The organism is Pandoraea sp. NPDC090278 (assembly GCF_044772185.1).
In the GTDB taxonomy this organism is placed as follows: Bacteria; Pseudomonadota; Gammaproteobacteria; order Burkholderiales; family Burkholderiaceae; genus Pandoraea.
In genome coordinates this window covers 433149-458087 of the sequence record NZ_JBIVYJ010000001.1, presented here as the reverse complement: position 1 = coordinate 458087, position 24939 = coordinate 433149, and the positions used below count along the sequence as shown (strand labels likewise).

The following is a 24939-nucleotide window of genomic DNA, read 5'->3' as shown; positions in this document are numbered from 1 at the left end:
GTGCCGGCGCAACTCCCCCGCTTCACCAGCAGCACCCGTAAGTTCCTTGAATCCAGAGTGACGACATATCGCACCCGGTAGCACGCTAAGTTGCTACGGCGTTATGATCCCGCCACTCCCTCACGCATCATCGAGCGATTTCTTGGCCAAGCGAATGCAGCGTCCGATTGCCGCAAGCAGCACACTGCGCCGGATCTCCGGCGTCGGCGTAATGCCCGCGGCGAACGCAGTGAACGCCCTGCCGCACGCGCTGCGGAACGCCGTCCCCCGCACACCCTTGCGTTCGTTTCGCCAAGCACTCCACCCGCAGCGCTTTCCGTTTTCCGAACGGAACGGTTTCCGACCGATGCGCTGTCAGATTCGGTCAGACGGCGATTTGGCCAACCTCTCAGCTTTCCGCACCGCAACACAATCCATCGCGACGCCGGTTTTGACCGCCGTCGCTTGTCGCGCTTGCGTGAAAGGAATTGAAAAAATTTGTGTGGTGACGTCGAACGACGCAGACTTCGTACGATAATCTGCGCTTTTGCAAACGACGGTTCTTACCCTCTGGAGAGACTCACCATGAAGAAGCTTTGTCTGACTGCGCTGGTTGCCCTGTGCTCCGTTGCCCTCGTCCCGACGGCATTTGCCGCTGAGTCGACCACCACGACCAAGAAGGCTGCTCCGAAGAAGAAGGCCCCGGCCAAGAAGAAGGCCGCTGTCGCTGCAGCCCCCGCGCAACCGGACGAAGGCTCGGAACTCTGGAGCTGCAAAGAGAACAATAAGTTGTACATCAAGGGTGACATGAAGCGCGACCAGATCCTGACGATGTTCTGGGAAGGTCGCAACTACCGACTGCCGCGTCAGCAAACGACGACCGGCGCGGACCGTTTCTATGACGCAGCAAGCGGCATGGATCTGGTCGTGATTCCGACCAAGGCCATGCTCTTTACGCACCGCGATGGTGGCAACCGTCTGGCTGACGAGTGCATGACGCAAGCGATGGCGGAACAGAACAAGGCAGCACCGACGCAATCGAACGAGTTGATCAAGGTGACCAACTGAGCTGGCGCCGGGTCGACACCGGCGCAGTTCACGTGATGCGCCAGCCGCTTTCCTGATGCACTGCTTCACTGCTGCACATTTGGTTTTACCGGTAATTTTCGGAAGTCTTCGCAGTACCCGGCACGCCGGACGCATGACCTACCGGCATCGTAGCGGGCACCCAGGCAGGTGCCTGCGCGATACCGGCCCCCACTAATAGCTTCACCACGCTTTGTTTTTCTGTATCACTCGAGGAAAGATCATGGCCCACAACCTCCACAAAACGCTTAAAGAGTTCAAGCTCGGCGGCAACAAGAAAGGCAAGTTCTACTCGCTGCCCCAACTGGGCAAGGCCCTGGGTGTGAATGTCGAACGCCTGCCGGTGTCGATCCGCCTCGTGCTCGAGTCCGTGCTGCGCAATTGCGACGGCAAGAAGGTGACCGAAGAGCACGTCAAACAACTGGCCAACTGGAAACCGAACGCCGAGCGCACCGACGAAATTCCGTTCGTCGTCGCGCGTGTCGTGCTGCAGGATTTCACGGGCGTGCCGCTGCTGGCCGACCTGGCTGCCATGCGTAACGTCGCCGAGCGTCAGGGCACGAACCCGAAGCGCATCGAGCCGCTGGTGCCGGTGGATCTGGTGGTCGACCACTCGGTCACGATCGATCACTTCCGCGAGAAGAAGGCGCTCGATCTGAACATGAAGCTGGAATTCCAGCGCAACAACGAGCGCTACCAGTTCATGAAGTGGGGGATGCAGGCGTTCGACACGTTCGGCGTCGTGCAACCGGGCTATGGCATCGTCCACCAGGTGAACCTGGAATATCTGGCACGCGGCGTGCACAAGAAGGACGATGTGTTCTATCCGGACACGCTCGTCGGCACGGACAGCCACACGACCATGATCAACGGTATCGGCGTGGTGGGCTGGGGTGTGGGCGGCATTGAAGCCGAAGCTGGCATGCTGGGTCAGCCGGTGTACTTCCTGACGCCGGACGTCGTCGGTGTGGAACTGACGGGCCGTCTGCGCGAAGGCGTGACCGCCACCGACCTGGTGCTGACGATCACGGAAATGCTGCGTCGCGAGAAGGTCGTGGGCAAGTTCGTCGAATTCTTCGGCGAAGGCACGTCGAGCCTCGCATTGCCGGACCGCGCCACCATCGCCAACATGGCACCGGAATACGGCGCGACGATGGGCTTCTTCCCGGTCGACGAAAAGACGATCGATTACTTCAAGGGCACGGGTCGCACGAAGTCGGAAATCGATGCGTTCGAATCGTACTTCAAGGCCCAGAACCTCTTCGGCGTGCCGAAGACGGACAGCATCGATTACACCAAGACGCTCAAGCTGGACCTCGGCACGGTCGCACCGTCGCTGGCCGGTCCGAAGCGTCCGCAAGACCGCATCGAAATCGGCAACGTGAAGTCGACGTTCAAGGACCTGTTCACGAAGCCGGTCGCCGAGAACGGTTTCAACCTGACGCAAGAGCAGCTCGACGCCACGTACAAGACGGCCAGCGGCATCGACGTGAACAACGGCGATGTGCTCATCGCTGCCATCACGTCGTGCACGAACACGTCGAACCCGAGCGTGCTGCTCGCCGCCGGTCTGCTGGCGAAGAAAGCCGTGGAAGCCGGTCTGAAGGTCGCGCCGCACATCAAGACGTCGCTCGCCCCGGGAAGCCGTGTGGTCACTGAGTATCTGCACGCAGCTGGCCTGCTGGGGTATCTCGAGAAGCTCGGCTTCGGCGTGACGGCTTACGGCTGCACGACCTGTATCGGTAACGCTGGCGATCTGACGGCCGAACTGAACGAGACGATCACGAAGAACGATATGGTCGCGGCCGCCGTGCTGTCGGGCAACCGTAACTTCGAAGCGCGTATTCACCCGAACATCCGCGCCAACTTCCTCGCCTCGCCCCCACTGGTCGTTGCCTACGCCATCGCAGGCAACGTCACGCGCGACCTGATGACCGAACCGGTCGGCAAGGGCAAGGGTGGCCGCGATATCTTCCTGGGCGACATCTGGCCGACCAGCGAAGAAATCCACAAGCTGATGAAGTTCGCCATGAACGCGAAGGTGTTCAAGGCGAACTACGACTCGGTGAAGGAACCGAGCCCGCTGTGGGCGAAGGTCAAGGGCTCGAAGGGTCAGGTCTACGACTGGCCGACGTCGACGTACATCGCCGAGCCGCCGTTCTTCGACGGCTTCTCGATGGAACCGAACGCCGACATCAAGCCGATCCAGGGCGCACGCGCACTGGGCGTGTTCGGTGACTCGGTGACGACGGACCACATCAGCCCGGCAGGCTCGATCAAGGAAACGTCGCCTGCTGGCAAGTGGCTGCTGGAAAACGGCGTGCTCAAGGCCGACTTCAACAGCTACGGTTCGCGCCGCGGTAACCACGAAGTGATGATGCGCGGCACGTTCGCCAACGTCCGTATCAAGAACCTGATGATCCCCGCAAAGGCCGACGGCTCGCGCGTGGAAGGTGGCCTGACGATTCACCAGCCGAGCGGCGAACAGCTCTCGATCTACGACGCCGCCATGAAGTACGTCGGCGAGAACACCCCGACGGTGGTGTTCGGTGGCGAAGAGTACGGCACGGGTTCGTCGCGCGACTGGGCAGCCAAGGGCACGCAGTTGCTGGGCGTGAAGGCGGTCATCACCCGTTCGTTCGAACGCATCCACCGCTCCAACCTGGTCGGCATGGGCGTTCTGCCCCTGCAATTCAAGGGCTCGGACAGCGTGGAATCGCTCGGCATCACGGGCGAAGAAACGTACGACATCGAAGGTCTGACGGCCGACATCAAGCCGCAGCAAGACGTCACGCTGGTGATCCATCGCAAGAACGGCGAAACGCAAAAGGTGCAGGTCCTGCTGCGTATCGACACGCCGATCGAAGTGGATTACTACAAGCACGGCGGCATCCTGCCGTTCGTGCTGCGTCAATTGCTTGCAGCTGCTTGAGTTCGGTAGCGCTGTTGTGACGCAAGGGGCTGGATGGCGATGTTTTTGTCCTCCAGCGCCCCGAAAGACGAAACCCGGCCTCCGTGCCGGGTTTTTTCTTGGGTTTTCGATCTCTCACACTCTCCCTTGAAAACCCTCTCGCCCTCACCGCCTCCCCCCTCCCACAACGCAGCGGGACAGACGCAAGGGAGCCCTTCCCGGCGCTCCACTGAAAGTCGCTTCGGTAAGCGCTCCCTTGCGTCTGCCTGTATTGCCCAGGGCCGCAAACCTACCCCTAATCCGCTTTTCCCCTGCGTGCTGTCATGTCCGAAAATGACTAGCCGGACGTCCGGCTCGCGCGTAGAGTGACATCATGTTTTCCCCTCCCCCAAACTCCATGAAGCTCGATCCGGATGTCTGCTACAAAGCAGTCTCAGCACGCGACCGACGCTTCGACGGCTGGTTCTTCGTCGGCGTCTCCTCGACCGGTATCTACTGCCGCCCCGTCTGCAACGTTCGCACACCCCGCTTCGAGAACTGCTCGTTCTACGGGAGCGCCGCCGCCGCAGAAAAGGCCGGATACCGCCCCTGCCTCAAGTGCCGCCCCGAACTCGCGCCCGGCGGCGCACGCTTCGACGCCTCACGCGAACTCGCCGACGCTGCCGCCGCCATGATCGACGAAGGCTTCCTCAATCACGCCCCACTCCCCGATCTCGCCGCCCGCATCGGCATCACGGAGCGCCACCTGCGCCGCATCTTTGCCGACGAATTCGGTGTCTCCCCCGTCGAATACGCGCAGACGCAGCGACTGCTGCTCGCCAAACGTCTGCTCACCGACACCGCGCTACCCGTGACGGAAGTGGCGCTTGCCGCTGGCTTCGGTAGCGTCAGACGCTTCAACGGACTCTTCAAGTCACGCTATGGCTTCGCCCCCGGACGCCTGCGCCTGAGTGCGCACAACGCCCGCATGGCCGCCATTCCCGACGGAGATCTGGTTTTTCAACTCGCCTATCGCCCACCCCTCGCATGGCACGCCCTCCTCGACTTTCTCGGCGATCGCGCTATCGACGGCGTCGAGTCCCGTGAGGGCGACGTCTATACCCGCACCCTGAGCCTTCAACGGCAGGACGGGCAGACGGTCGCAGGCTGGTGCCGCATCTCGCCGCTCACGAATCGCCACGCCTTGCAGGTGACGCTCCCTCCCGCCCTCGCAGGCAGCGTGCCGCAAGTGCTCGGCAAACTCCGTCATCTGTTCGACCTCGGTGCGCGCCCCGATGTCATCGACGCCCACCTCGGCCCCCTCGCCCTCGCCACGCCCGGCCTTCGCGTGCCCGGAACGGTGGATGGCTTCGAGATCGCCGTGCGTGCCATCGTCGGCCAGCAAATCACCGTCAAGGGCGCACGTCGTCTGCTCGGGCGACTCGCCGAGCGATTCGGCACGCCACTGCCGACACCCGTCCACGGTCTGACGCACACGTTTCCGAGTGCCGCACAAATGCTCGCCGTCCCCGTCGACGCCCTCGGCGAAGCCGGTATCATTCGTAGTCGTATCGCCGCAATTCACGGTGTTGCTCAAGCGATTGTGGACGGCAAGCTGCGGCTCGATCCACTCGCGCCGCTGGACGCGACGATGGCGTCGCTCCTCGCCATCAAAGGCGTCGGCCCGTGGACAGCGCAATACATCGCGATGCGCGCCCTCGGCTCGCCCGACGCCATGCCGGTGGACGATCTGGTTCTGCGTCAGGCGCTCGGCGTGCCCAACGGCCGCGCCGTCGCGACGCGCGCCGCTCAGTGGGCACCGTGGCGCGCGTACGCCGCATTGCACGTCTGGCGTGCTGCGGCACAAGGACCGGCTGGCCAGCCGGTCATGAATTTGCAGGAGGTGGTTGCATGACCCGCACAACGACACGCACGACAACGCATTACGAAGCCTTTTACGACAGCCCGCTGGGTCAGATGCTCCTCGTCGCCAATGGCGACGCGCTGACCGGTGTCTATTTCAACCAGCAGAAGTACTTCCCGGGAGATGGCGAAACGCGTCGCGACGGCGCAGGCATCAAGGTACTCGACGCCGCCAAGGAACAGCTCAACGAGTATTTCCACGACGGACGCCGCCTGTTCGAACTGGATCTCGCACCGGACGGCACGCCGTTCCAGAAAAGCGTCTGGGAGGAACTGCGCCGCATCCCGTTCGGCGAGACGCGCAGCTACGGCGATCTTGCCCACTCACTTGGCGATGCGAACAAGTCGCGCGCCGTGGGCGCCGCCAACGGGCGCAATCCGATAACGCTGATCGTGCCCTGCCACCGGGTGATCGGCGCAGACGGCACGCTGACAGGCTACGCAAGCGGCGTAGAGCGCAAGCTCGCCCTGCTCTCTCTCGAAGGCGCAGCACTCGCTCCCGTCACCGGCGCAAGCGCCGCCACGACGCGTCACACGCGCCTGTCCGCCCCGGCGAATCTGGCATTCGACTTCTGATTCGACGTCAAACGCCGTCGGCACGCTGCCCGTTTGGCACCGGCTCATGGATGGCGATCCCCCCCATCGCCATCGGAGTCGACGCGTTTGGTGACAGCGTCCCATCTATCGCGTTCACGCATGCCGTACAATCGTGAGTTCATGTGTTTCTGCTTTGCACGACTATGCGCTCACGCACCGCCAAACGACTGACCCCCGACGCCGAGAAGCTGGTCGGCCACGCGCTCGCGCTGGCCGCCTCGGGTAGCCGCATCGAAGACCGTTTCTGGGAAGCCCAGCTCGACACGCTGCTCACGCGCGTGCTGCGCACCGGCAACCAGCCGGCCATCGACGCCGCGCTCGACCATCTCCAGGCCAACCATAGCGAAGCCTATGGCGCACTTGCCGATCTGATCGAGTCGCAAAGCGAATCCGCCGAACCCGAGGCCGACGGCCAGACGTGGGACGGCCTGCTCGTCGCGATTCCGATCCTCGCCTGGACGCGTTACGCCATTCCGTCCGGCGCAGTAAAGGCCGACGCGCTCATGCCGGTTCGCGCCCATCTGCACGCGCATGTCCTCGCCGAATCGGCACGCGTGGCCATTTCGCCGTACCTCTACAGCATCGACCAGCTCCCGCGTACGCACTGCGAATCGTGGAAGGTGACGCAACAACTCGTGCAGGCCGCCGTCAGCAATGCAGAGGTCAAGCATCCCGGCAACGACCTGCCGGAGACGGCCCCTATCCTCGCCGATCCGCGTTTCCTGCTGGCCGCCGTCGCCGTGCCCAAGGGTGCCGCCATGTTCCGCTGGCAGGAAGACGGTCCGCGTCACGCAGAACGCGGCCAATGCCAGGAAGCTTGGTCAGCGCAAGGCGGGCCGAATCTGAATGCGCTGCTGCCCGGCTGCGAGATCGAATGCCTGCTGCCCGACGCTTACTACGCCAGTTGCCGCGAAGCCGACGAACGCATTCGTCCACACACGATTCGCACGGCCCTGCGCTATCTGGAAGACGTCCTCACACTCACGCCGCCGGAATTGCGCGCCGTGGTGGCTGGCTTCGGCGAACAGAATATCGACGAGTACCGCATCGGCTTCACGCAACGCGGCAGCAACGACGTGATCTACGGTGTGGTGTGGCCGCTCTACGGGCGCGAGAACGGTGAAGTCGAAGGCGGTGCACTCGACGAAGTCACCGACCTGCTGAAGGCTTGCGGCGTGACCGAGATTCGCAAGCATCCGGGCCGCTTCGATCCCGAATATTGCGACGACTGCGGCGTGCCGCTCTATCCGGACCCCGTGGGGGAAGTCGTCCATGCGGAAATGCCGGAAGACGCCGAACCGAGCCGTCCGCACTTCCATTGATCGTGCATCAAAATAAATCGGCCGTGCGTGATGAGCGCACGGCCGATTTGTTTTTTGCGATGCTCAGCGAGGTGCCAGCGTCACCACGCAACGATGCAACGTATGCCCTGACGCCAGATACTTGCGCTCGAACGGCGTCATGGTCGCAGCACTGTCTTCCGGCACCCACGCCTCCACCTGAGCAGCCACACCGCTCAGCCATTCGACGGCAAGCGCGAATTCCTCGATGTAGATACCCCAGTTGCTGCGGCATTCGAGCACACCACCGAGCGCGACGACCGTCGGAAACACGGCGTGCGCATGCCAGCGACGCGAGAGCTGTCCGATCTTCGGCCACGGATTCGGATAGAGGATGTAGTGACGCGCAGGGCGAATGCCCGCGTCGTGCAGTTGCCGCCAGAAGTCGACGAGATCGGCGCGTACCCACACAAAGTTCTCGGGCCATTCGCCGTCCCACCAGTCCTTGCCGCGCACAATGCGGCTCTCCGACTGATCGATGCCGATGATGAAGTGATCGGGATATTGCGCCGCGAGCCGCAGCGTGCTTTCACCGACACCACATCCGGCGTCGATGATCAGCGGTGCTTCGCCCGCGCTGCGCCATGCAGCGATCGCCGCGTCGAAGGCCGCGGCGCTGTAGGCTGCGAGTGGCTTGCGAAAAGCAGCGTCGCGATGACGGTTCACCAGCTCCGCCAATTTGTCGTGTGGACCGGTCTGAGTACTGCCAACCGTGCGTGAATTTGCAAACATGCCGAATAAAAAAATCGCGAATGCACAGCGGGCGATGCACGAATGCATAGCGCATGAACGGCACGATCCGCGTGAAAACCCCCGAAATGTGCCGCTGTTCGAGCGATTGCGTCAACGCCTGCGATGACACAATGCGCCCCCTGTTACCGCATCACCGCGTTAGAAGCTGCGAGAAACCTGCAAAAACGAGAAGCGATTTCCACGCCGATGTTCGTGTCGAGAAACGTCACTACGCAGCGTGGATGGCCCGCATTGTAGCGCGCTGTAACTTTCACGCGCGGCGCAATGAGGTCTACGGGCTTACCCGGCGGGCGTGAGCGGCTTTTTTTCGGTTAAGATGGATGCCGCTTCGCCGCTGTCTTTCAAAATGCGGTCAAGCTTCTTCGCGAGCGGCGCATGCCAGCGACTCATAAGATGAGGGAAACGCATGCCCGCATTGCTCTGCAATGCTCAGGGCCGGTTCATATACACGGCTCTTACGCCCCCGAGAATACGTCAAGCAATGTCGAATCGATTTTTCCAACGCGCCGCAGGCGTCGTGATGCGTGCCGTGCGCCAGGTCGCAGGCATCGCATCCATCGCTGCGCCGCTCTGCCTGTCGGCCTTCACGGCCCCGGCACAGGCCTTCACGCTCGAACAGCATCGTGCGCTGGTCGAGCAATTTGTCAACACGCGTCACGCCGATCCGATGGTGGCCGACTGCGCTGCGCACGCGAGTTTCGTCGTCGCCACGCTCCCCGGCTATGAGAGTGTCGAGTACGGCGAGACAGCACTCGATCCCGAACACGCGAAAATCGAACCCTGGAATGGCCCGTTCGACGATCGCAAGCAACGGGTCGACGTCACGCAGATGGTCGAACTCGATGGCGTCGGCAAGCGCACGACCGGCCAGACCGACAACATCCACATTCGCTGCGGATACGCCGACGGCCGCATGATGGGCTTCGACTACACGTCGCCGCTCTCTCAGGTCGAGCAACCGGTGAAGCGCGCTGCACGCGGCAACACGCGCGGCAAGGCCGCTCACGCCACCGCGAAGTCGGGCAAGAAAGGCACGACGGCCAAGTCGTCGGCAAAAGCCTCGTCTTCGAAGTCGAGCAGCACGAAGAAGAGCACGACGAAAAAGAAGAACTGATCGCCACGCGCGGACTCGTTGGCGCGAAGTGGTTTCAGTGAATGTCGGAACGCGTAGCGCGAGAAATCGCGCTACGCGCCGTCACGCCTGTTCGCGCGCATTCGAGAGGCCGTCACTGTCGCGTGGTGCGTGCAATGCGCCGACGTTGTTCGACTCAAATCGCGCCATCGTGATGCGTCCCGGATGTTTCAATTTTCCGCTGAACGTGACGTAGTGCCTCAGAATGTGCGGCGCAACGCCTCGTTTGCTCGCCAGGGCATCCAGTCCGCCCTCGGACGCGATGCCCTGCTTGCCCAGCGTCTGGATCTCCCTGAGCAGCGTCGGCGTGACTTTGGTGGTGTGGGACGGATCGACGCCGTAGAGTCTGACCCGCCCGAGGGGGGTCAACTGGCCTCGGCAGTCGATGTAGCTTCTTAACGTATCAAACGCTACGTGGTTCGCCCTCGCCACGGCGGCAAGTCCGCCCGCCGCCTTGATGCCTCGCGGACCCGACACCTCGATATCGCGCAACAGTTCGTTAGATATCTTAAAAATGCGCGCGCGCCGCCCGACCTTCATCACCCGCTTTCCGAGGTGTCCCAACACGCCTTTGCCATTGATGTGACTTCTCAGGCTGCTCAGGAAGACGTTATGCCGGTCAGCCAGAACACGCAGTCCGCCTGCAGCGCGAATACCGCTCGCGCCAAGCCGCAGAATGATACGCAGCAATTCCGGCGTCACTGGCACTTTGGTGGCGCGGCGAGTGGGATCACCGTCGTCAAGAATTCTTTCGCTCCCCAAATCCGTCGGCTTGCCGTGCCGGTCGACATAACTCTTCAGGATGCGGAACGGAATCCCCTCGTTCCGGGCAATGACACGAAGGCCGCCCCTCGACTTGATACGATGAGTCCCCATCTTTTCAAGGGCCCGTAACAAACCGACGGTCACCTTCCCAGTGCGGAACTTACCGGTTTCGGCCGCCCGGTCGCGCGCCTCCGAGTACAGCTTGCCGCATTCGGAGACATAGGTTCTCAGCGTGCTTCGCGCGATGCCATGCTCGTCCGCTATCCGACCGATTCCGCCCTCGGTCGCGATACCGCTCGCACCCAAGGCCTCAATGCGGAGCAAGAGCTCGCCTGTCACTTTGGGGCCGCGCCTTCTACGCGTGTCAGTTGGCGCTGCACTACGAGGTTGGTCGGATACGGTCCCGGCGTCCGTGCCAGACATCCGCGGTGGCCCTGAGGGGGTCGTCGCAGGGCCTACGAGGCGATCGCCTGCATGGACCATTCGCTGTTCACACAAGCGCGCCACGATCCCATGAATGTCGGCGGGCGCCAGAATCCGTCCTGCGCGCGGGACGTGAGGCGACGTCGTTGACCGTGAAGCACCGTCGGAACGCAACGCTCTGGCCTCGTGAGCTGCACGGACATTGGCCATGATTTGCGTGAACTCCACAGGCGTGGCGACCGGCGGCGGCCTCTCATGCGCCGCACGGACTTCGGCCATGATTTGCGTGAACTCCACCGGCGTGGCGACCGGTGGCGGCCTCTCATGCGCCGCACGGACTTCGGCCATGATTTGCGTGAACTCCACCGGTGTAGCGACCGGGGGCGGCCTCAACGGAAGGTCGTGCGACAGATTGGGTGCGTAAGAAAGCGCGTAATGGTCTTCCCACGTACCCCCTTCGAGGCGCTCGATGTGTGCATCGGCTTGACGCAGACCTTGCCAGGCCGATGAGAATGTGGAGAACAAAGTCGCGGGCGCTTCAGACGCCCCTTGAACGGACGGAGCGAGGAAATGCCCGTTGCCCGCGTCGAATCCGATACGCATGCTGCCCCCTGACCCAATGAAATGGGAACGCACTGCGTCCCCGTCATCTGTCAGATTCTAGTAACGCCAAGGACACGTCCTCGGCGTTACATCACGCGTTTTGGGCGTTTCGACTGCTTTTTACGCCTGATCGGCTTGCATCTGTGCCCAGATCGCGGCGAGCATCGACGCGCCGAGCGCCGCACTTCGCGCACCGCTCCAGCCGACTTGCGAATCGGGCCGGTTGGCGTTGTCCTTGAACGGCATCTCTAGTGTGAGCGACAGGCAGCCAAAGCGATGCGCCACCCACTTCGACGCCAGCTTGAGCGACTCCATGCCGTGCTTGCCCGGGGGATAGCCGAACTTGTCCTGGAAGTCGAGACTGGCCGCCTTGAAGCGCTCGCTGAACGCCTTCTCGCGCGCCAGCACCGCCTCCGTGCCCCACTCGACACCGTCGTTACCCGCCAGGAAGACATAGGGCAGCGCTTCGTCGCCGTGGATGTCGAAGAACATGTCGCAACCGGTCGCCTCGATGGCCGCGCGCACGTGATGCACTTCGGGACTACGCACGAGGTCCGGCTCAAGCCATTCGCGGTTGAGGTTCGCGCCCGTCGCGTTGGTGCGCAGATTGCCGCGCGCCGAACCGTCGGGATTCATGTTCGGCACGACGTGGAACACTGCTTCGTCGAGCAACGCCGTCGCGAGCGGATCACCGGCCCAATCACCCGCACCGAGCAAACGACGCAGCATGCCTTCCACGAACCACTCCGCCATCGTCTCGCCGGGATGCTGACGCGCAATCACCCAGATATTGCGCTTGCCCGCGCGCGGCTCGCCCACCGTGAGCAACGTCATGTCGCGCCCGTCGACGGTCTGCCCCAGTGAGCGCGAACTCACGCGCGACGAATTCTGTGCGGTGCCGAGCAACGCCAGATGACGCTCCTCCGCATACGGCTCGAAATACGCGAGATAGACGCTGTCGTGTTCAGGCGTGAAGGCCACCGTCATCACTTGACCGTCGTAAGACGTCGGCACGCGGAACCACGTCACGCGGTCGTACGATGCCACCGCGCGATAGTTCTCCCAGCCGCGCGGATAGGACGTTTGCCCCGCGTTGTCGAAAACGATGCGGCAAGGCACACCGCCCACGCCCTGCACACGGAAATGGAACCACTGCGCGAACTCGGCCGCGCCGTCTTGCGCGATGCGCACATGGATGTCGTCGGCGCGCTCGGCGCTCACCACATGGATGGCACCGCTGTCGAATCGGCTGCTGATTTGGACGGTCATGACGGATCTCGCTGGCGAATATGAAAAACCCCGGGATCTTGTCCGGGGCGGGGGGCTGTCTGGCGTCAGGCCACGCGGCGGCGGAACACCCAGAGCGAATCGTTCGACACGCTGTCGTCGAACGCGTAGCCCTCGGTATCGAACGCCTTGAGTTGCTGCACGTCGGTTACACCACGCTCGATGGCGTAACGAGCCATCAGTCCGCGCGCGCGCTTGGCGTAAAAGCTGATGATCTTGTACTTGCCGCTCTTCCAGTCTTCGAACACCGGCGTGATGACCGGCGCATTGACCAGACGGCGTTTGACGACCTTGAAGTACTCCTCGGACGCCAGATTCACGAGCACACGGCGCGTTTCGTTATGCTCGGCGAGCGACGCGTTGATCGTCTGCGTGACACGCTCGCCCCAGAACGCATACAGGTCGCGGCCGCGCTTGTTCACGAAGCGCGTGCCCATCTCGAGACGGTACGGTTGGAGCAGATCGAGCGGACGCAACACGCCGTACAGGCCCGACAGGATACGCAGATGCTTCTGGGCGAAGTCGAGCTGCGTGGCGTCGAGCGTGCGGGCGGAGAGGCCTTCGTAGACGTCGCCGTTAAAGGCGAGCACGGCTTGCTTGGCGTTGGAGGTATCGAAGCGCGGCGACCATTCGGCGTAGCGCGTAGCGTTGAGCGCGGCGAGCGGGTCGGAAATGCTCATCAGCGAGCCGACCTGTGCCGGGCTCAGTTCGCGCAGGCCTTCGATCAATTCGGCCGCGTCGTCGACGAACTGAGGCACGGTGTGCGTGCTCACGTGCGGCGGCGTTTCGTAGTCGAGCGATTTGGCCGGCGAGAGAACAATTATCATATCGGGTGAGGCGTTCCTGCCTGCGCAGGAAATTAACGTAAAACCGTCATTCTATCCAATGCTTCAAAACGCTGTTGCCACGCCCGCCGAGCGGGCCTTCGCCGAGCATCTCGACACCCTCGCCACGCCGCCGCGCGTGGTGCTCGACACCAATGTCTGGATCGATCTGCTCGTCTTCGACGACCCGATTGCCCGCCCCGTGCGCGATGCGCTCGTCGAGCACCGTCTCATGGCCCTCATGGCTCAGCGGTGCCGCGACGAACTGGCTGTCGTGCTGACCTACCCCCAATTCGCCTCGCGTGAGATCGACAACGACGCCGCCCTCGCCTGGGTCGATGCGCACACGCACCGGATCGTTGTCCCGGAAGATGCCGCGCCGCCCGCACAACTACCGCTGTGCCGCGACCGGGACGATCAGAAATTCCTCGAAGCAGCGCGCGACGGACACGCGCACTGGCTCGTCAGCAAGGATAAGGCGGTACTGAAGCTGCGTAGCCGCGTGACGCGTCAGTTCGGCTTTCGCATCGTGACGGCGAGCGCGTTTACGTCATTGCTCGTGGTTGGCGGTTAAGCGTTCGCCACCGCAGGCCGGGCGCGACGGCGGTAGAATGGCGGCCTGATCACTGCTTCGTCCACCCACGAAATGAACGCGCCTCACACTGGATCCACCACGCCTGCGCTGGTTGCCCCGCCGCTCGCGTCGCGTCTGCCGAACGTCGGCACCACTATTTTCACCGTCATGTCGGCGCTCGCTGCCGAGAAGCAGGCGGTGAATCTGGGTCAGGGCTTCCCCGATTTTTCGTGCGATCCGAAGATCGTCGACGCCGTGGCACGCGCCATGCGCGAAGACCACAACCAATACCCGCCGATGGCAGGCGTGCCCGCGCTGCGTCAGGCCATCGCCGACAAGATCGGCAAGCTTTACGGGCAGCACTACGACTGGAACACCGAGATCACGGTGACGGCCGGGGCGACGCAGGCGTTGCTCACCGCGATTCTCGCCACCGTGCACCCTGGCGACGAAGTGATCGTGTTCGAGCCGACGTACGACAGCTATGTGCCGTCGATCGAGCTGGCTGGCGGCAAGCCGGTGTTCATCACACTCGAAGCGCCCGAGTTCCGTATTCCGTTCGACAAGCTGGCTGCGGCCATCACGCCGCGTACGCGTCTGATCCTGTTCAACACGCCGCACAACCCGAGCGGGACGGTGTGGCATGAGCAGGACCTCGTGAAGTTGTCCGAGATCGTGGCGGGCACCGACATTCTGCTGATCTCGGACGAGGTCTACGAACACATGGTGTACGACGGCAAGCGTCACGAGAGCGTGGCGCGCCACCCGGAACTCGCACGCCGCAGCTTCATCGTGTCGAGCTTCGGCAAGACGTATCACGTCACGGGCTGGAAGGTCGGTTTCGTGGCCGCACCGGCAGCCTTGTCCGCAGAATTTCGCAAGGTACATCAATTCAACGTGTTCACCGTGAACACGCCGATGCAGGTCGGTCTGGCCGACTACATGCGCGATCCGTCGCCGTATCTCGAACTGGCGGGCTTTTATCAGAAGAAGCGCGATCTGTTCCGCGAAGGTCTGGCCGGTACGCGCTTCAAGCTGCTGCCCTGCGAAGGCACCTACTTCCAGTGCGTGGACTACAGCGCGATCAGCGATATGAGCGAAGCCGACTTCGCGCTGTGGCTGACGGGCGAAATCGGTGTGGCCGCGATTCCGGTCTCGGCGTTCTATCACGAGCCGCATGAATCCGGCGTGGTGCGTTTCTGCTTCGCGAAGCAGGACGACACGCTGCGTGAAGCACTCACGCGTCTGGCGAAGATCTAAGCACGCCGGGTCGCTCAAACCATCCCAAACGAAAACGGCCGCCATCCCTCGGATGGCGGCCGTCTCGTTTTACGGGCCAACAAACTTACCCGGCTTTCTTCGCCTGCTGATAAGCCTTCTGTTCGGCGCGCATACGCTGGAACGATTCACGTTCGGCAAGCCGCTTCGTGTACGCCTTCCAGTCGATATCGGCGGCTTGCAGGAAGTCCTCGCCATAGACGGCTTGCGTCGCCATCCCGAGAATCGGCAGATGGATGCCTGCCGCGATGTCGGCCATCGTGAACGTGTCGCCCGCGACGAACGGTGCAAATTTCGCGAGTCGCTTGAAGGCGACGATGTTCCGGCGCAGCAGCTTCTCCGTACGGCTGCGCGTGCCTTCCGACGCCGTGCCGCCAAAGAACGCCTGCCCGTAAATTTCACGTACCACGAGTTCCAGGTGCAGCTCCAGCATCGTGAGCAACTCACGTTCCTTCGCCTGTCGCCACGGATCGCTGGAGAAAAGCGCGGGCGTCGGATGCGTCACCTCAAGGTAATCGCAGATCACCTGCGACTCCGACAGGAAACCTTGTTCCGTTTGCAGATACGGCACCTTGCCGAGCGGCGAGCATTGCAGCAGCGGCTCGTCCTGACACGGAATGGATTCGGACTCTTCGAAGGGCACGCCCTTCTCGTAAAGCACAACCTTAACCTTGTTGTAATAGTTGCTTACCGGAAAGCCGTACAGCTTCAACATGATGTCTCCCATGTGAGTGAGCCGGTGGACGCGTCCACCGGGTACCGGAAGTGTACCGGCACGCCCCTGCCATGCGTGAATTGAATTCAACCGCAGGCGTCCCGAATTCCGGCGCTCGGCCAGTGCGCACGCCCTTTCCGTCCACCGGACAGGCATCCACGTCAACGACCGCCCAGCGGAACAAGCGCTGGCAACGGCGGCGAGATCGGCGACAATAGCCGCAACGCGTTTTGGGCATCGGTTTGCATCGACTCGCAATTCGGTAGGAAATTCATTTCCCGACCGACCGGTCGGACGATAGAATGACAAGTCGTGCGCAAGCTCTTAGCGCCCACAAAATACCGATCGACGACATCGACACCAACTTCGAGACACTCCGAATGACTGCATCCCCCTCGTCTTCCTCGTCTAACGTGGCGGCCGCTGCCAGCAAAGCCATCGACGTTCTGGGCATCGTCGGTGCCGGCGCCATGGGGCGTGGCATCGCTCAGATCGCCGCGCAAGCCGGTCTGAAGGTCAAGCTGTACGACACCAACGCCGCCGCCGTACAAGCCGCACTGGGTGCCCTGCGCGACACGCTGGACAAGCTCGCCTCCAAGGGCAAGATCGACGCAGCGAGCGTTGAAGCGACGATGGGACGCCTGCACGCGTGCAACGCGCTGGAGGATCTGGCGGACTGCCAACTCGTCGTCGAGGCAATCATCGAAAAAATCGAGATCAAGCGCGACCTCTTCCGCGCGCTCGAAGGCATCGTTGCCGCCGACGCGATTCTGGCGTCCAACACGTCGTCGCTGTCGATTACGGCGATTGCGGCGGCGTGCGAGCGTCCCGAACGCGTGGCGGGCTATCACTTCTTCAACCCGGTGCCGCTCATGAAGGTGGTCGAAGTCATCGACGGCCTGCGCACCGCACCGGAAGTCGGCGACGCCCTGCTCGCCCTCGGCCAGCGCATGGGCCACACGGCCGTGCGTTGCAAGGACATGCCGGGCTTCATCGTCAACCACGCCGGGCGCGGCATGAACACCGAAGGCCTGCGTGTCGCGAGCGAAGGCGTGGCGAGTTTTGCAGACATCGACCGCATCTTGCGCGAGCAGGCAGGCTTCCGCCTCGGCACGTTCGAACTCCTCGACCTCACGGCGCTCGATGTCTCGCACCCCGTGATGGAGTCGATCTATCACCAGTTTTACGAAGAAGCCCGCTTCCGTCCGTCGCCGATCACCGCCGTGCGCTTCGCGGGCGGACTGCTCGGCCGCAAGGTCGGCGAAGGCTTCTATCGCTATGTCGACGGCAAGCAGCAGGTGCCGCCCGAAGCGCCCGCGCCGGATGCGCTGCCCGCAAGCGTCTGGGTGAGCCGTGCGGATACGCGCGGCTTTGCGGCGGTCGTCGAGCTGCTGGGTGCGACAGGGGTCACCATCGAGAACGGCGAGAAGCCGTCTGAGACGGCCCTGATCGTCGTCACGCCGCTCGGCTTCGACGCCACGACGTGCGCCGTCGAACAGGGTCTGGACGCGACGCGCACCGTCGCCATCGACACGCTCCTGCCGCTCGCGGGCGCGAAGCGTCACACGCTGATGACTACGCCCGTGACGACGGCCGACGCACGCAACGCCGCCCACGCGTTGTTCGCCCACGGCGGCACGCCGGTGACGGTGATCCGCGATTCGGCCGGGTTCGTCGCACAACGCGTGATCGCCACCATCGTGAACATCGGTGCCGATATCGCGCAGCAACGCATCGCGACGCCGGGCGACATCGACCGCGCCGTCACGCTGGGGCTCGGTTACGCCAAGGGGCCGCTTGCACTGGGCGACGCCGTCGGCGCACGCCAGTTGCTCACCGTCCTGCGTAATCTGCAATCGTTCTACGGCGACCAGCGTTATCGTCCGTCGCCGTGGCTTACGCGTCGCGCGCAACTCGGCGTGTCGCTGCTCACCGAAGAAGCGTGATCCGGAGACCGACTCATGGCTGCTGAACTGCTCGCCGAACGCGTCGACCAGACGCTGGTGCTGACGCTGTCCAATCCCGGCGCACGTAACGCCTTGCATCCGGACATGTACGCCGCCGGTGTCGAGGCGCTGGCTACGGCCGAGCGCGACGCATCCGTACGCGCCGTCGTGATCACAGGGGCCGACAACTTCTTCTGCGCTGGCGGGAATCTGAACCGCCTGCTGGACAATCGTCAGAAGGACCCGTCGGTGCAGGCCGCCAGCATCGACGCGCTGGCCGAATGGATCGAGGCGCTGCGTGCGTGCCCGAAGCCGATCATCGCCGCCGTCGAAGGCGCGGCCGCCGGGGCGGGCTTCTCGCTCGCGCTCGCCTGCGATCTGCTCGTCGCCGCCGACAACGCCAAGTTCGTGATGGCGTATGTCAAAGTCGGTCTCACGCCCGACGGTGGCGGTTCGTGGTTCCTCTCGCAGGCCCTGCCCCGACCGCTGGCCACCGAGATCCTGCTCGAAGGCAAGCCGGTGTCGGCCGCGCGACTCGCCACCGCAGGACTCGTCAACCGGGTCGTCGCCCCCGGACAAGCCCGCGCCGAAGCGCTGAACTGGGCGACGGATCTGGCGCAACTGTCGCCGAACGCCGTCGGCCGCATCAAGTCGCTCATCGACAGCGGTGCCAGCGAGACGCTGACCTCGCAACTCGGTGCCGAGCGCGACAATTTCGTCGCCTCGCTGCACCATGCCGACGGTCTGGAAGGAATCAGTGCCTTCCTTGAAAAACGTCCGGCAAAATACCCCTGAAACGCGTACCCGCAGAGGGCGTACCCGAACCATCGGCGTGCGCCCCTCTCTATGCCCTGCCGCAGCACCTGGCCACCAAGGCTCGCTAGCCTGCTAGTCCGCTGCCCGCATTCGTTCAGGAGAACCCTCGCATGAGCTCACTCGGCCAACTCGGTGCCCAGACCGGTCCGCTGACCTTCACGCCGTCGTCACGCCGCCGCATCTATCTGATGCGTCACGGCGACGTCACGTATTTCGACGACAGCGGCCACCCGATCGATGCCGACACCGTCCCGCTCAACGAACTGGGACGCACGCAGGCCAGCGCCGCCGGACGCGCCTTCGCGGCCGAGAGCATCCGCTTCGACCGGGTCATCGTGAGCGGCCTGCCGCGTACGCGCGAGACCGCCGAGCGTGTGCTCGCAGAAACGGGGCAGGACATCGAAATCGAGACGTGGCCGTGCTGGCAGGAAATTCGTGCGGGCAAGATCTCCGACCTGCCGCCCGCCGAACTGGCACAAGCGTTTCTCAGCGCGTTCGACGGTCTGGTGCCGGAAGACACACGCTTCATGAACGGCGAATCGGTGCGAGAACTGCTCGATCGCGTCGTACCGCCGCTTGCGGAGCTGCGCGAAGATAAGTCGTGGGACACCGTACTGCTGGTGTTGCACGGCGGCGTGAATCGCGCGATTCTGTCGCATGCCCTGCATCCGCTTGGACGCCTCTTCCTCGGTCAACTCGCCCAGACGCCCGCGTGCATCAATGCGCTCGACGTCGGCGACAAACCGCAGGACTGGGTGGTGCGTCTGATGAACTATGCCCCGCCGCAGCCGCTGCATCGCGATAACCGGCTCACCGTCATGGAGAAGATTTTCGCGTCGTTCGTCCGTACGCGCCAACGCAGCTAAACGACACGCGTCACCGTCATACCGGGCCGGGATCTCCCCGGCCCATCACGTTTTATCGAACGTCGCCGTACAACAGCAAAAAGCCGAACTCACGAATCAGTCTCGATCAACGCAGCACCGGAAATGCAGGAGACAGCATGGCCGAGGAGCTTGTACAGGACTTTTCCGCATTCGCAGGCGAACGGGCGCTGGGCAGTCGCGCGCCGTTCGACACCGCCGCGCTGGAGCGCTGGCTGACCGCTAACGTCGAGGGCTTCTCCGGGCCGCTGACGCTCACGCAGTTCAACGGCGGCCAGTCCAACCCCACCTACCGTCTCACCACGCCGTCAGCCGCTTACGTGCTGCGCACCAAACCGGCCCCTGCGGCGAAGCTTCTCCCCTCAGCGCACGCCATCGAACGCGAATACCGCGTGATGGATGCACTCGCCGGGACCGACGTCCCTGTGGCCCGCATGCGGGGTCTGTGCGAGGACGAAAGCGTGATCGGACTGGCGTTCTACGTCATGGATTTCGTGGACGGGCGCGTGCTGTGGGATCCGTCGTTGCCGGGCATGACGGCGACGCAGCGCGGTGAGATCTACGACGAAATGAATCGCGTCATCGCAGCGCTGCATCGTGTCGATTACCGCGCCGCCGGTCTCGAATCGTATGGCAAGCCGGGGGACTACATCGCGCGTCAGATCGCGCGCTGGAGCAAACAGTACCGTGCGTCGGAGACGGAACCCATCGACGCGATGGACCGGCTCATCGAGTGGCTGCCCGCCCATCTGCCGGTCAGCACGCCGGACGCGCCCGAACGCACGACCATCGTCCACGGCGACTTCCGTCTCGACAACCTGATCTTCCATCCATGCGAGCCGCGCGTGCTCGCCGTCCTCGACTGGGAACTGTCGACGCTGGGCGACCCGATTGCGGACTTCAGCTATCACTGCATGGCTTGGCACGTGAGCCCCGGGGTGTTTCGCGGCATCGCCGGGCTCGACCGGAAAGCGCTCGGCATTCCGGATGAAGACGTCTACATCCGTCGATACAGCGAGCGCACGGGCATCGTTCCGCCTGCGCAATGGCACTTCTATCTCGCGTACAACATGTTCCGCATCGCCGCGATTCTGCAAGGGATCATGAAGCGCGTGAGCGACGGCACGGCCGCCAGCCAACAGGCGCTCGACGCAGGCAAACGGGCTCGCCCGATGGCAGAGCTCGCCTGGACGTATGCGCAGCGCGCAACGGACGCGACGCGCTCGCGCGATGCCTGACCCCGCGCCGACGCGCCCCGACTCAGCAGACAGTCACCGCACGGAGACCTCATGAACTTCAGCTACAGCCCGAAAGTCGACGCGTTGCGCTCGCGTCTTTCATCGTTCTTCGACGAGCACATCTTCCCGAACGAGCAGCGTTATCTCGAAGAGATCGAGATCGCCCGTCGTAACGGTGATGCATGGCAGCCCTCGCAAGTCATCGAACGTCTCAAGCCGCTCGCGCAGCAAGCCGGACTGTGGAACCTGTTTCTGCCCGACTCCGGGCGTGGCGCGGGCCTGACCAACGTCGAATACGCGCCGTTGTGCGAGATCATGGGACAGGTGCCCTGGGCCCCGGAGGTCTTCAACTGCAATGCGCCCGACACCGGCAACATGGAGACGCTCGAGCGCTACGCCACCGACGCGCAAAAGGCGCAATGGCTGGAGCCGCTGCTGCGCGGCGACATCCGTTCGGCGTTTCTGATGACTGAGCCGGACGTCGCATCGAGCGACGCCACCAACGTGCAATGCCGTATCCGTCGCGACGGTGACGACTATGTCGTCAACGGCCGCAAGTGGTGGTCGACCGGTGCAGGCGATCCGCGCTGCGCGCTCTACATCGTGATGGGCAAGACCGACCCCGACGCCCCGAAACACGCCCAGCAGTCGATGATCCTGATCCCGGCCGACGCGAAAGGCGTCTCGCGCGTGCGTCCGCTCACGGTCTTCGGTTACGACGACGCACCGCATGGCCACATGGAGATCGTGCTCGACGACGTGCGCGTCCCCGCAAGCAGTCTGCTGCTCGGCGAAGGGCGCGGCTTCGAGATCGCACAGGGACGTCTCGGCCCGGGCCGCATCCACCACTGCATGCGACTCATCGGACTGGCGGAGCGTGCCCTGTCGCTGATGTGTCAGCGCACACTGTCGCGTGTGGCGTTCGGCAAACCGATTGCGGCGCAGGGCGTCACGCGTGAGCGCATCGGCGAGGCGCGATGCCTGATCGAACAGGCCCGTCTGCTCACGCTCAAGGCGGCCTACATGATGGACACGGTCGGCAACAAGGCCGCGCGCGCGGAAATCGCGATGATCAAGGTCGTCGCACCGAACATGGCGTGTCAGGTCATCGACTGGGCGATTCAGGCCCACGGGGCGGCCGGGCTTTCCGGCGATTTTCCGCTCGCGTATGCGTACGCCAGCGCCCGCACGCTGCGTTTTGCGGACGGCCCCGACGAAGTCCATCGCAACGCCATCGCTAAGTTGGAACTGGCGAAGTATCTGGACATCGCCGCCGAGTGACGGCGACCGCCCGGTTGCACCGGGCGAGGCCCGCCGGACACCGCTGAGCGGGCGTCCGGCAGGGAAAAACGTTCTGTGGTGTAATTTCCCGGCAGTTTTCCCCGGGGGGACGATGCCGCCCTCCCGGCCCGTTTGCCATTTGCGCCATCACCGTGCCTCCGGAGCCGCCTGAGCGACCCACGCACGACGTGATCCGCCGGCGTCGCTCGACGCCTCCCTGAGGAGCCGCAATTGATTCAGGTCTACTCCTGGGCCACGCCCAACGGCCACAAAGTCCACATCATGCTCGAAGAATGCGGGCTGGCTTATCACGCACACGCCGTCGATATCGGTGCGGGCGACCAGTTCAAGGACGCATTTCTCGCCATCTCGCCTAACAACAAGATCCCGGCCATCGTCGACGAGGACGGCCCGGACGGCAAGCCGATCTCCCTGTTCGAATCCGGCGCCATCCTGCTGTACCTCGCGGGCAAGACCGGCCGTTTCCTGCCGGAGGACGTGCGCGGTAAATACGAAACGCTCGAATGGCTGATGTTCCAGATGGGCGGCGTGGGGCCGATGCTCGGTCAGGCGCACCACTTCCGGATCTATGCGCCCGAGAAGATCGACTATGCGATCAAGCGCTACACCAACGAAGCGCGACGTCTGTACGGCGTGCTCGACAAGCGTCTTGGCGATCATCCGTACGTCGCGGGCGACATGTACACCGTGGCGGACATCGCCATCTGGCCGTGGCTGCGCTCGTGGAAGAATCAAGGCGTGGAGTTGTCGGACTTCCCGAACGTGCAGAAGTGGTTCGAAGCCATTGAAGCGCGCCCGGCTGTGCAACGCGGTATCAAGGTGCTTGCAGACGCCCGCAAGCCGCTTCAGGACGACAAAGCCCGCGAAATGCTGTTCGGCGCGACGCAATACGCGCGCCGCTGAGCGCTGAATAACCGTCGAACGGCGGCGTCCCGGGCCGTTCGGCGGACCGTCACTCAAAGTGGTTTACACTTCGAAACAAAGTGCGGTTTCGCCAAAGCGCTGGCGGTGCTAATCTAGGCGCATTCTTCGACGCGACACTCTGTCGTCGTCACTTGCAGTTCGCAGTCCCTCGCCGCTGGCCATTGGAAGATCCGGGAGATCCACAAATGTCAGGCAAGTTCGAACTCAAGCGCAGCCCCAATGGTGAATTCCACTTTCATCTGCTGGGCGACAGCGGGCATACCATCCTTTCCTCCGAGACGTACAAGGCGCGCGCGTCTGCGCAGAACGGCATCGAGTCCGTTCGCAAGAATTCCGCCGAAGATCACCGGTTCGAGCGTAAGACGTCGACTTCCGGGCGCCCTTACTTCGTGCTCAAGGCGCGCAACGGCGAGATCATCGGCCAGAGCCAGATGTTCTCGACCGCCGAGCAAATGGAGGACGGGATTTCCCAGGTCAAGCGAGATGCGCCAGCGGCGTCGGTGAGCGATTTGTCGCATTGACGATTTGTGCGCCAAACCTGCGTGACGCGTAAGTGCGAGGGGCATCACATTGTCACGTCGTCACGCCACGTCGGCCCGATCATGACGCCCCTCGTCCCCATCACTCCTTGGTGAATATCGCCTCGTCACGCGCGCTGTCAGATGCATCGACGATCGGATGCCGTGTCATTGGGTGTCACGCAAGGGCACCCGCTCCCGGATAAACACTTCGTCATCTGGAACTGAACCTGAACAATCTCGCGTGAAAAGCGAAGCCGGGGCGTGGGCAAACACGCAGTTGATTTGGTATCGGAAGCGCCCATCACTGCCGAATTCAAGCGGCCTGACCTGCCTGTCCGGCGTGACTCGCACACGCAACACATCACTAAACTGCGCATCCAGACCAAGTGCCGGAGTGAACGTCTTGGTACGCGGAATCCACGCCGCATAGATTATCGGTGTGCCTGAGGAAAGCGTGCTGTAGAAGGCTGCTGTCGGGTCATCGCAATTGCCCAGGTGCACCGTCAAAAAGTTGGTGAGGGATCCGTTGAGCACACATTTGTCCGGAATCGTCTTCGAGCGATACCGGAACGGCCCGTCGGGCAGTAGCTGCCCCACCTTCACGCACGACACCGCGCCCTGCAAGTTGCTGCTGCCGCGCCAACCGTCTGCCAGCAGGTAGGGCTTGCCTTCGCCATCGAGCAGACGCGTGCCCACATCCTTTTGCTGCGAGAGCTGCACTTCGGTCTTGCCGATGTCGCCGGTCTGCTGGTCCTGAAACGACACCTTGTAGAACGCGTACGACTCGTTGTTGCCGCAATCCGGGTTGTTCTGAATCTCTAGCCACATCCCTTCATGCGCCCCCAGGATGCTGAAGAAGTAGTGCTCGTCGTTCGGACACGACGAACTGTCCTTGAAATTGATCTTTTCTCCGTCGTACAAGCTGAACGAGCACGGCTTGTCGGCGTTCTTCTGCCACATCGTGATCTTGGGTAAGGCATGGTCGTGCTGCGGCACCGCCGCAACCTCCGACGTCGCCGCCGCGCCGGTGATTGCACCGGTCACGGCCCCCGACGCCGAGTCGGCCGCAATCGCCACGCCCTGGTACGCCGTCAACAACCACGCGCCCACCACAAACATCGAAACGGCCCGCAAAATCC

Annotated in this window: 22 protein-coding genes; 16 read left to right on the top strand and 6 right to left on the bottom strand. The window is 63.2% G+C overall.

Annotation, left to right across the window (positions count from 1 at the left end; all coding sequences use genetic code 11):
• The first annotated feature begins 142 nt into the window (after nucleotides 1–142).
• The 6 genes from ACIQWO_RS01955 (at nucleotide 143) to ACIQWO_RS01930 (ending at nucleotide 7797) form a co-directional block, all read left to right on the top strand.
• Complete coding sequence (locus ACIQWO_RS01955) at nucleotides 143–517, top strand: hypothetical protein (RefSeq protein WP_402818524.1); 375 nt, start codon at nucleotides 143–145, stop codon at nucleotides 515–517.
• A 47-nt stretch (nucleotides 518–564) separates the two neighbouring features.
• A complete protein-coding gene (locus tag ACIQWO_RS01950; protein ID WP_402818521.1) occupies nucleotides 565–1047 on the top strand; it encodes a hypothetical protein in 483 nt (160 codons plus the stop codon).
• 241 nt (nucleotides 1048–1288) lie between these two features.
• Entirely contained in the window at nucleotides 1289–3997 is a 2709-nt protein-coding gene (gene acnA, locus ACIQWO_RS01945; protein ID WP_402818518.1) for an aconitate hydratase AcnA, read from the top strand.
• A 376-nt stretch (nucleotides 3998–4373) separates the two neighbouring features.
• Nucleotides 4374–5870 (top strand): AlkA N-terminal domain-containing protein, encoded by a 1497-nt coding sequence (locus ACIQWO_RS01940; RefSeq protein WP_402821756.1) that lies wholly within the window; start codon nucleotides 4374–4376, stop codon nucleotides 5868–5870.
• Entirely contained in the window at nucleotides 5867–6454 is a 588-nt protein-coding gene (locus tag ACIQWO_RS01935; protein WP_402818515.1) for a methylated-DNA--[protein]-cysteine S-methyltransferase, read from the top strand. Before ACIQWO_RS01940 ends, ACIQWO_RS01935 begins: the two co-directional genes overlap by 4 nt.
• A 164-nt stretch (nucleotides 6455–6618) precedes the next feature.
• Complete coding sequence (locus ACIQWO_RS01930) at nucleotides 6619–7797, top strand: DUF2863 family protein (RefSeq protein ID WP_402818513.1); 1179 nt, start codon at nucleotides 6619–6621, stop codon at nucleotides 7795–7797.
• A 63-nt stretch (nucleotides 7798–7860) separates the two neighbouring features.
• Here ACIQWO_RS01930 and ACIQWO_RS01925 read toward each other — a convergent pair whose 3' ends face one another.
• On the bottom strand, nucleotides 7861–8547 hold the full coding sequence (locus ACIQWO_RS01925; RefSeq protein WP_402818510.1) for a tRNA (guanine(46)-N(7))-methyltransferase TrmB: 687 nt from the start codon (nucleotides 8545–8547) through the stop codon (nucleotides 7861–7863).
• A 502-nt stretch (nucleotides 8548–9049) separates the two neighbouring features.
• Here ACIQWO_RS01925 and ACIQWO_RS01920 point away from each other — a divergent pair.
• Nucleotides 9050–9682: a BspC domain-containing protein gene (locus tag ACIQWO_RS01920; protein WP_402818507.1), complete on the top strand. Its 633-nt coding sequence runs from the start codon at nucleotides 9050–9052 to the stop codon at nucleotides 9680–9682.
• A gap of 81 nt (nucleotides 9683–9763) precedes the next feature.
• Here the strand turns inward: ACIQWO_RS01920 and ACIQWO_RS01915 are convergent, their stop codons facing one another.
• From ACIQWO_RS01915 to yaaA, 3 genes are all read right to left on the bottom strand, one after another.
• A complete protein-coding gene (locus tag ACIQWO_RS01915) occupies nucleotides 9764–10789 on the bottom strand; it encodes a hypothetical protein (RefSeq protein WP_402818504.1) in 1026 nt (341 codons plus the stop codon).
• A gap of 822 nt (nucleotides 10790–11611) precedes the next feature.
• Nucleotides 11612–12760 carry a M14-type cytosolic carboxypeptidase gene (locus ACIQWO_RS01910; protein WP_402818501.1) on the bottom strand — a complete coding sequence of 383 codons (1149 nt, stop codon included), beginning with the start codon at nucleotides 12758–12760 and terminating at the stop codon, nucleotides 11612–11614.
• 65 nt (nucleotides 12761–12825) lie between these two features.
• Nucleotides 12826–13605, bottom strand: coding sequence for a peroxide stress protein YaaA (gene yaaA, locus ACIQWO_RS01905; protein ID WP_402818498.1), 780 nt, complete (start codon nucleotides 13603–13605; stop codon nucleotides 12826–12828).
• Between the two features lie 58 nt (nucleotides 13606–13663).
• On the opposite strand from yaaA, the gene ACIQWO_RS01900 reads away from it, so the two are divergent.
• Both ACIQWO_RS01900 and ACIQWO_RS01895 read left to right on the top strand, forming a co-directional pair.
• Nucleotides 13664–14176: a putative toxin-antitoxin system toxin component, PIN family gene (locus tag ACIQWO_RS01900; RefSeq protein ID WP_402818495.1), complete on the top strand. Its 513-nt coding sequence runs from the start codon at nucleotides 13664–13666 to the stop codon at nucleotides 14174–14176.
• Nucleotides 14177–14248: 72 nt separating this feature from the next.
• Nucleotides 14249–15436 carry a pyridoxal phosphate-dependent aminotransferase gene (locus ACIQWO_RS01895; RefSeq protein WP_402818492.1) on the top strand — a complete coding sequence of 396 codons (1188 nt, stop codon included), beginning with the start codon at nucleotides 14249–14251 and terminating at the stop codon, nucleotides 15434–15436.
• A gap of 85 nt (nucleotides 15437–15521) precedes the next feature.
• Here ACIQWO_RS01895 and ACIQWO_RS01890 read toward each other — a convergent pair whose 3' ends face one another.
• The gene (locus ACIQWO_RS01890) at nucleotides 15522–16169 is read right to left on the bottom strand and encodes a glutathione S-transferase (protein WP_402818489.1); all 648 of its coding nucleotides are present in this window, start codon (nucleotides 16167–16169) and stop codon (nucleotides 15522–15524) included.
• A gap of 380 nt (nucleotides 16170–16549) precedes the next feature.
• Between ACIQWO_RS01890 and ACIQWO_RS01885 the strand changes: the two genes are divergently transcribed.
• The 7 genes from ACIQWO_RS01885 (at nucleotide 16550) to ACIQWO_RS01855 (ending at nucleotide 23800) form a co-directional block, all read left to right on the top strand.
• A complete protein-coding gene (locus tag ACIQWO_RS01885; protein ID WP_402818486.1) occupies nucleotides 16550–18115 on the top strand; it encodes a 3-hydroxyacyl-CoA dehydrogenase in 1566 nt (521 codons plus the stop codon).
• Nucleotides 18116–18130: 15 nt separating this feature from the next.
• Nucleotides 18131–18910, top strand: a complete 780-nt coding sequence (locus ACIQWO_RS01880) for an oxepin-CoA hydrolase, alternative type (protein WP_402818483.1) — start codon at nucleotides 18131–18133, stop codon at nucleotides 18908–18910.
• Nucleotides 18911–19080: 170 nt separating this feature from the next.
• The gene (locus ACIQWO_RS01875; protein WP_402821753.1) at nucleotides 19081–19797 is read left to right on the top strand and encodes a histidine phosphatase family protein; all 717 of its coding nucleotides are present in this window, start codon (nucleotides 19081–19083) and stop codon (nucleotides 19795–19797) included.
• Nucleotides 19798–19934: 137 nt separating this feature from the next.
• Nucleotides 19935–21053, top strand: a complete 1119-nt coding sequence (locus tag ACIQWO_RS01870) for a phosphotransferase (RefSeq protein ID WP_402818480.1) — start codon at nucleotides 19935–19937, stop codon at nucleotides 21051–21053.
• A 51-nt stretch (nucleotides 21054–21104) separates the two neighbouring features.
• A complete protein-coding gene (locus ACIQWO_RS01865) occupies nucleotides 21105–22334 on the top strand; it encodes an acyl-CoA dehydrogenase family protein (protein ID WP_402818477.1) in 1230 nt (409 codons plus the stop codon).
• 231 nt (nucleotides 22335–22565) lie between these two features.
• Complete coding sequence (locus tag ACIQWO_RS01860) at nucleotides 22566–23258, top strand: glutathione binding-like protein (protein ID WP_150664847.1); 693 nt, start codon at nucleotides 22566–22568, stop codon at nucleotides 23256–23258.
• 206 nt (nucleotides 23259–23464) lie between these two features.
• On the top strand, nucleotides 23465–23800 hold the full coding sequence (locus ACIQWO_RS01855) for a YegP family protein (RefSeq protein WP_402818472.1): 336 nt from the start codon (nucleotides 23465–23467) through the stop codon (nucleotides 23798–23800).
• Between the two features lie 165 nt (nucleotides 23801–23965).
• On the opposite strand, the gene ACIQWO_RS01850 is transcribed toward ACIQWO_RS01855, so the two are convergent.
• Complete coding sequence (locus ACIQWO_RS01850) at nucleotides 23966–24877, bottom strand: hypothetical protein (protein ID WP_402818469.1); 912 nt, start codon at nucleotides 24875–24877, stop codon at nucleotides 23966–23968.
• Between the last annotated feature and the right edge of the window lie 62 nt (nucleotides 24878–24939).

Coding starts and splice junctions, on each gene's coding strand:
- ACIQWO_RS01950 (WP_402818521.1), top strand. CDS start 565: ATGAAGAAGCTTTGTCTGACTGCGCTGGTTGCCCTGTGCTCCGTTGCC.
- acnA (WP_402818518.1), top strand. CDS start 1,289: ATGGCCCACAACCTCCACAAAACGCTTAAAGAGTTCAAGCTCGGCGGC.
- ACIQWO_RS01940 (WP_402821756.1), top strand. CDS start 4,374: ATGAAGCTCGATCCGGATGTCTGCTACAAAGCAGTCTCAGCACGCGAC.
- ACIQWO_RS01935 (WP_402818515.1), top strand. CDS start 5,867: ATGACCCGCACAACGACACGCACGACAACGCATTACGAAGCCTTTTAC.
- ACIQWO_RS01930 (WP_402818513.1), top strand. CDS start 6,619: ATGCGCTCACGCACCGCCAAACGACTGACCCCCGACGCCGAGAAGCTG.
- ACIQWO_RS01925 (WP_402818510.1), bottom strand. CDS start 8,547: ATGTTTGCAAATTCACGCACGGTTGGCAGTACTCAGACCGGTCCACAC.
- ACIQWO_RS01920 (WP_402818507.1), top strand. CDS start 9,050: ATGTCGAATCGATTTTTCCAACGCGCCGCAGGCGTCGTGATGCGTGCC.
- ACIQWO_RS01910 (WP_402818501.1), bottom strand. CDS start 12,760: ATGACCGTCCAAATCAGCAGCCGATTCGACAGCGGTGCCATCCATGTG.
- yaaA (WP_402818498.1), bottom strand. CDS start 13,605: ATGATAATTGTTCTCTCGCCGGCCAAATCGCTCGACTACGAAACGCCG.
- ACIQWO_RS01900 (WP_402818495.1), top strand. CDS start 13,664: ATGCTTCAAAACGCTGTTGCCACGCCCGCCGAGCGGGCCTTCGCCGAG.
- ACIQWO_RS01895 (WP_402818492.1), top strand. CDS start 14,249: ATGAACGCGCCTCACACTGGATCCACCACGCCTGCGCTGGTTGCCCCG.
- ACIQWO_RS01890 (WP_402818489.1), bottom strand. CDS start 16,169: ATGTTGAAGCTGTACGGCTTTCCGGTAAGCAACTATTACAACAAGGTT.
- ACIQWO_RS01885 (WP_402818486.1), top strand. CDS start 16,550: ATGACTGCATCCCCCTCGTCTTCCTCGTCTAACGTGGCGGCCGCTGCC.
- ACIQWO_RS01880 (WP_402818483.1), top strand. CDS start 18,131: ATGGCTGCTGAACTGCTCGCCGAACGCGTCGACCAGACGCTGGTGCTG.
- ACIQWO_RS01870 (WP_402818480.1), top strand. CDS start 19,935: ATGGCCGAGGAGCTTGTACAGGACTTTTCCGCATTCGCAGGCGAACGG.
- ACIQWO_RS01865 (WP_402818477.1), top strand. CDS start 21,105: ATGAACTTCAGCTACAGCCCGAAAGTCGACGCGTTGCGCTCGCGTCTT.
- ACIQWO_RS01855 (WP_402818472.1), top strand. CDS start 23,465: ATGTCAGGCAAGTTCGAACTCAAGCGCAGCCCCAATGGTGAATTCCAC.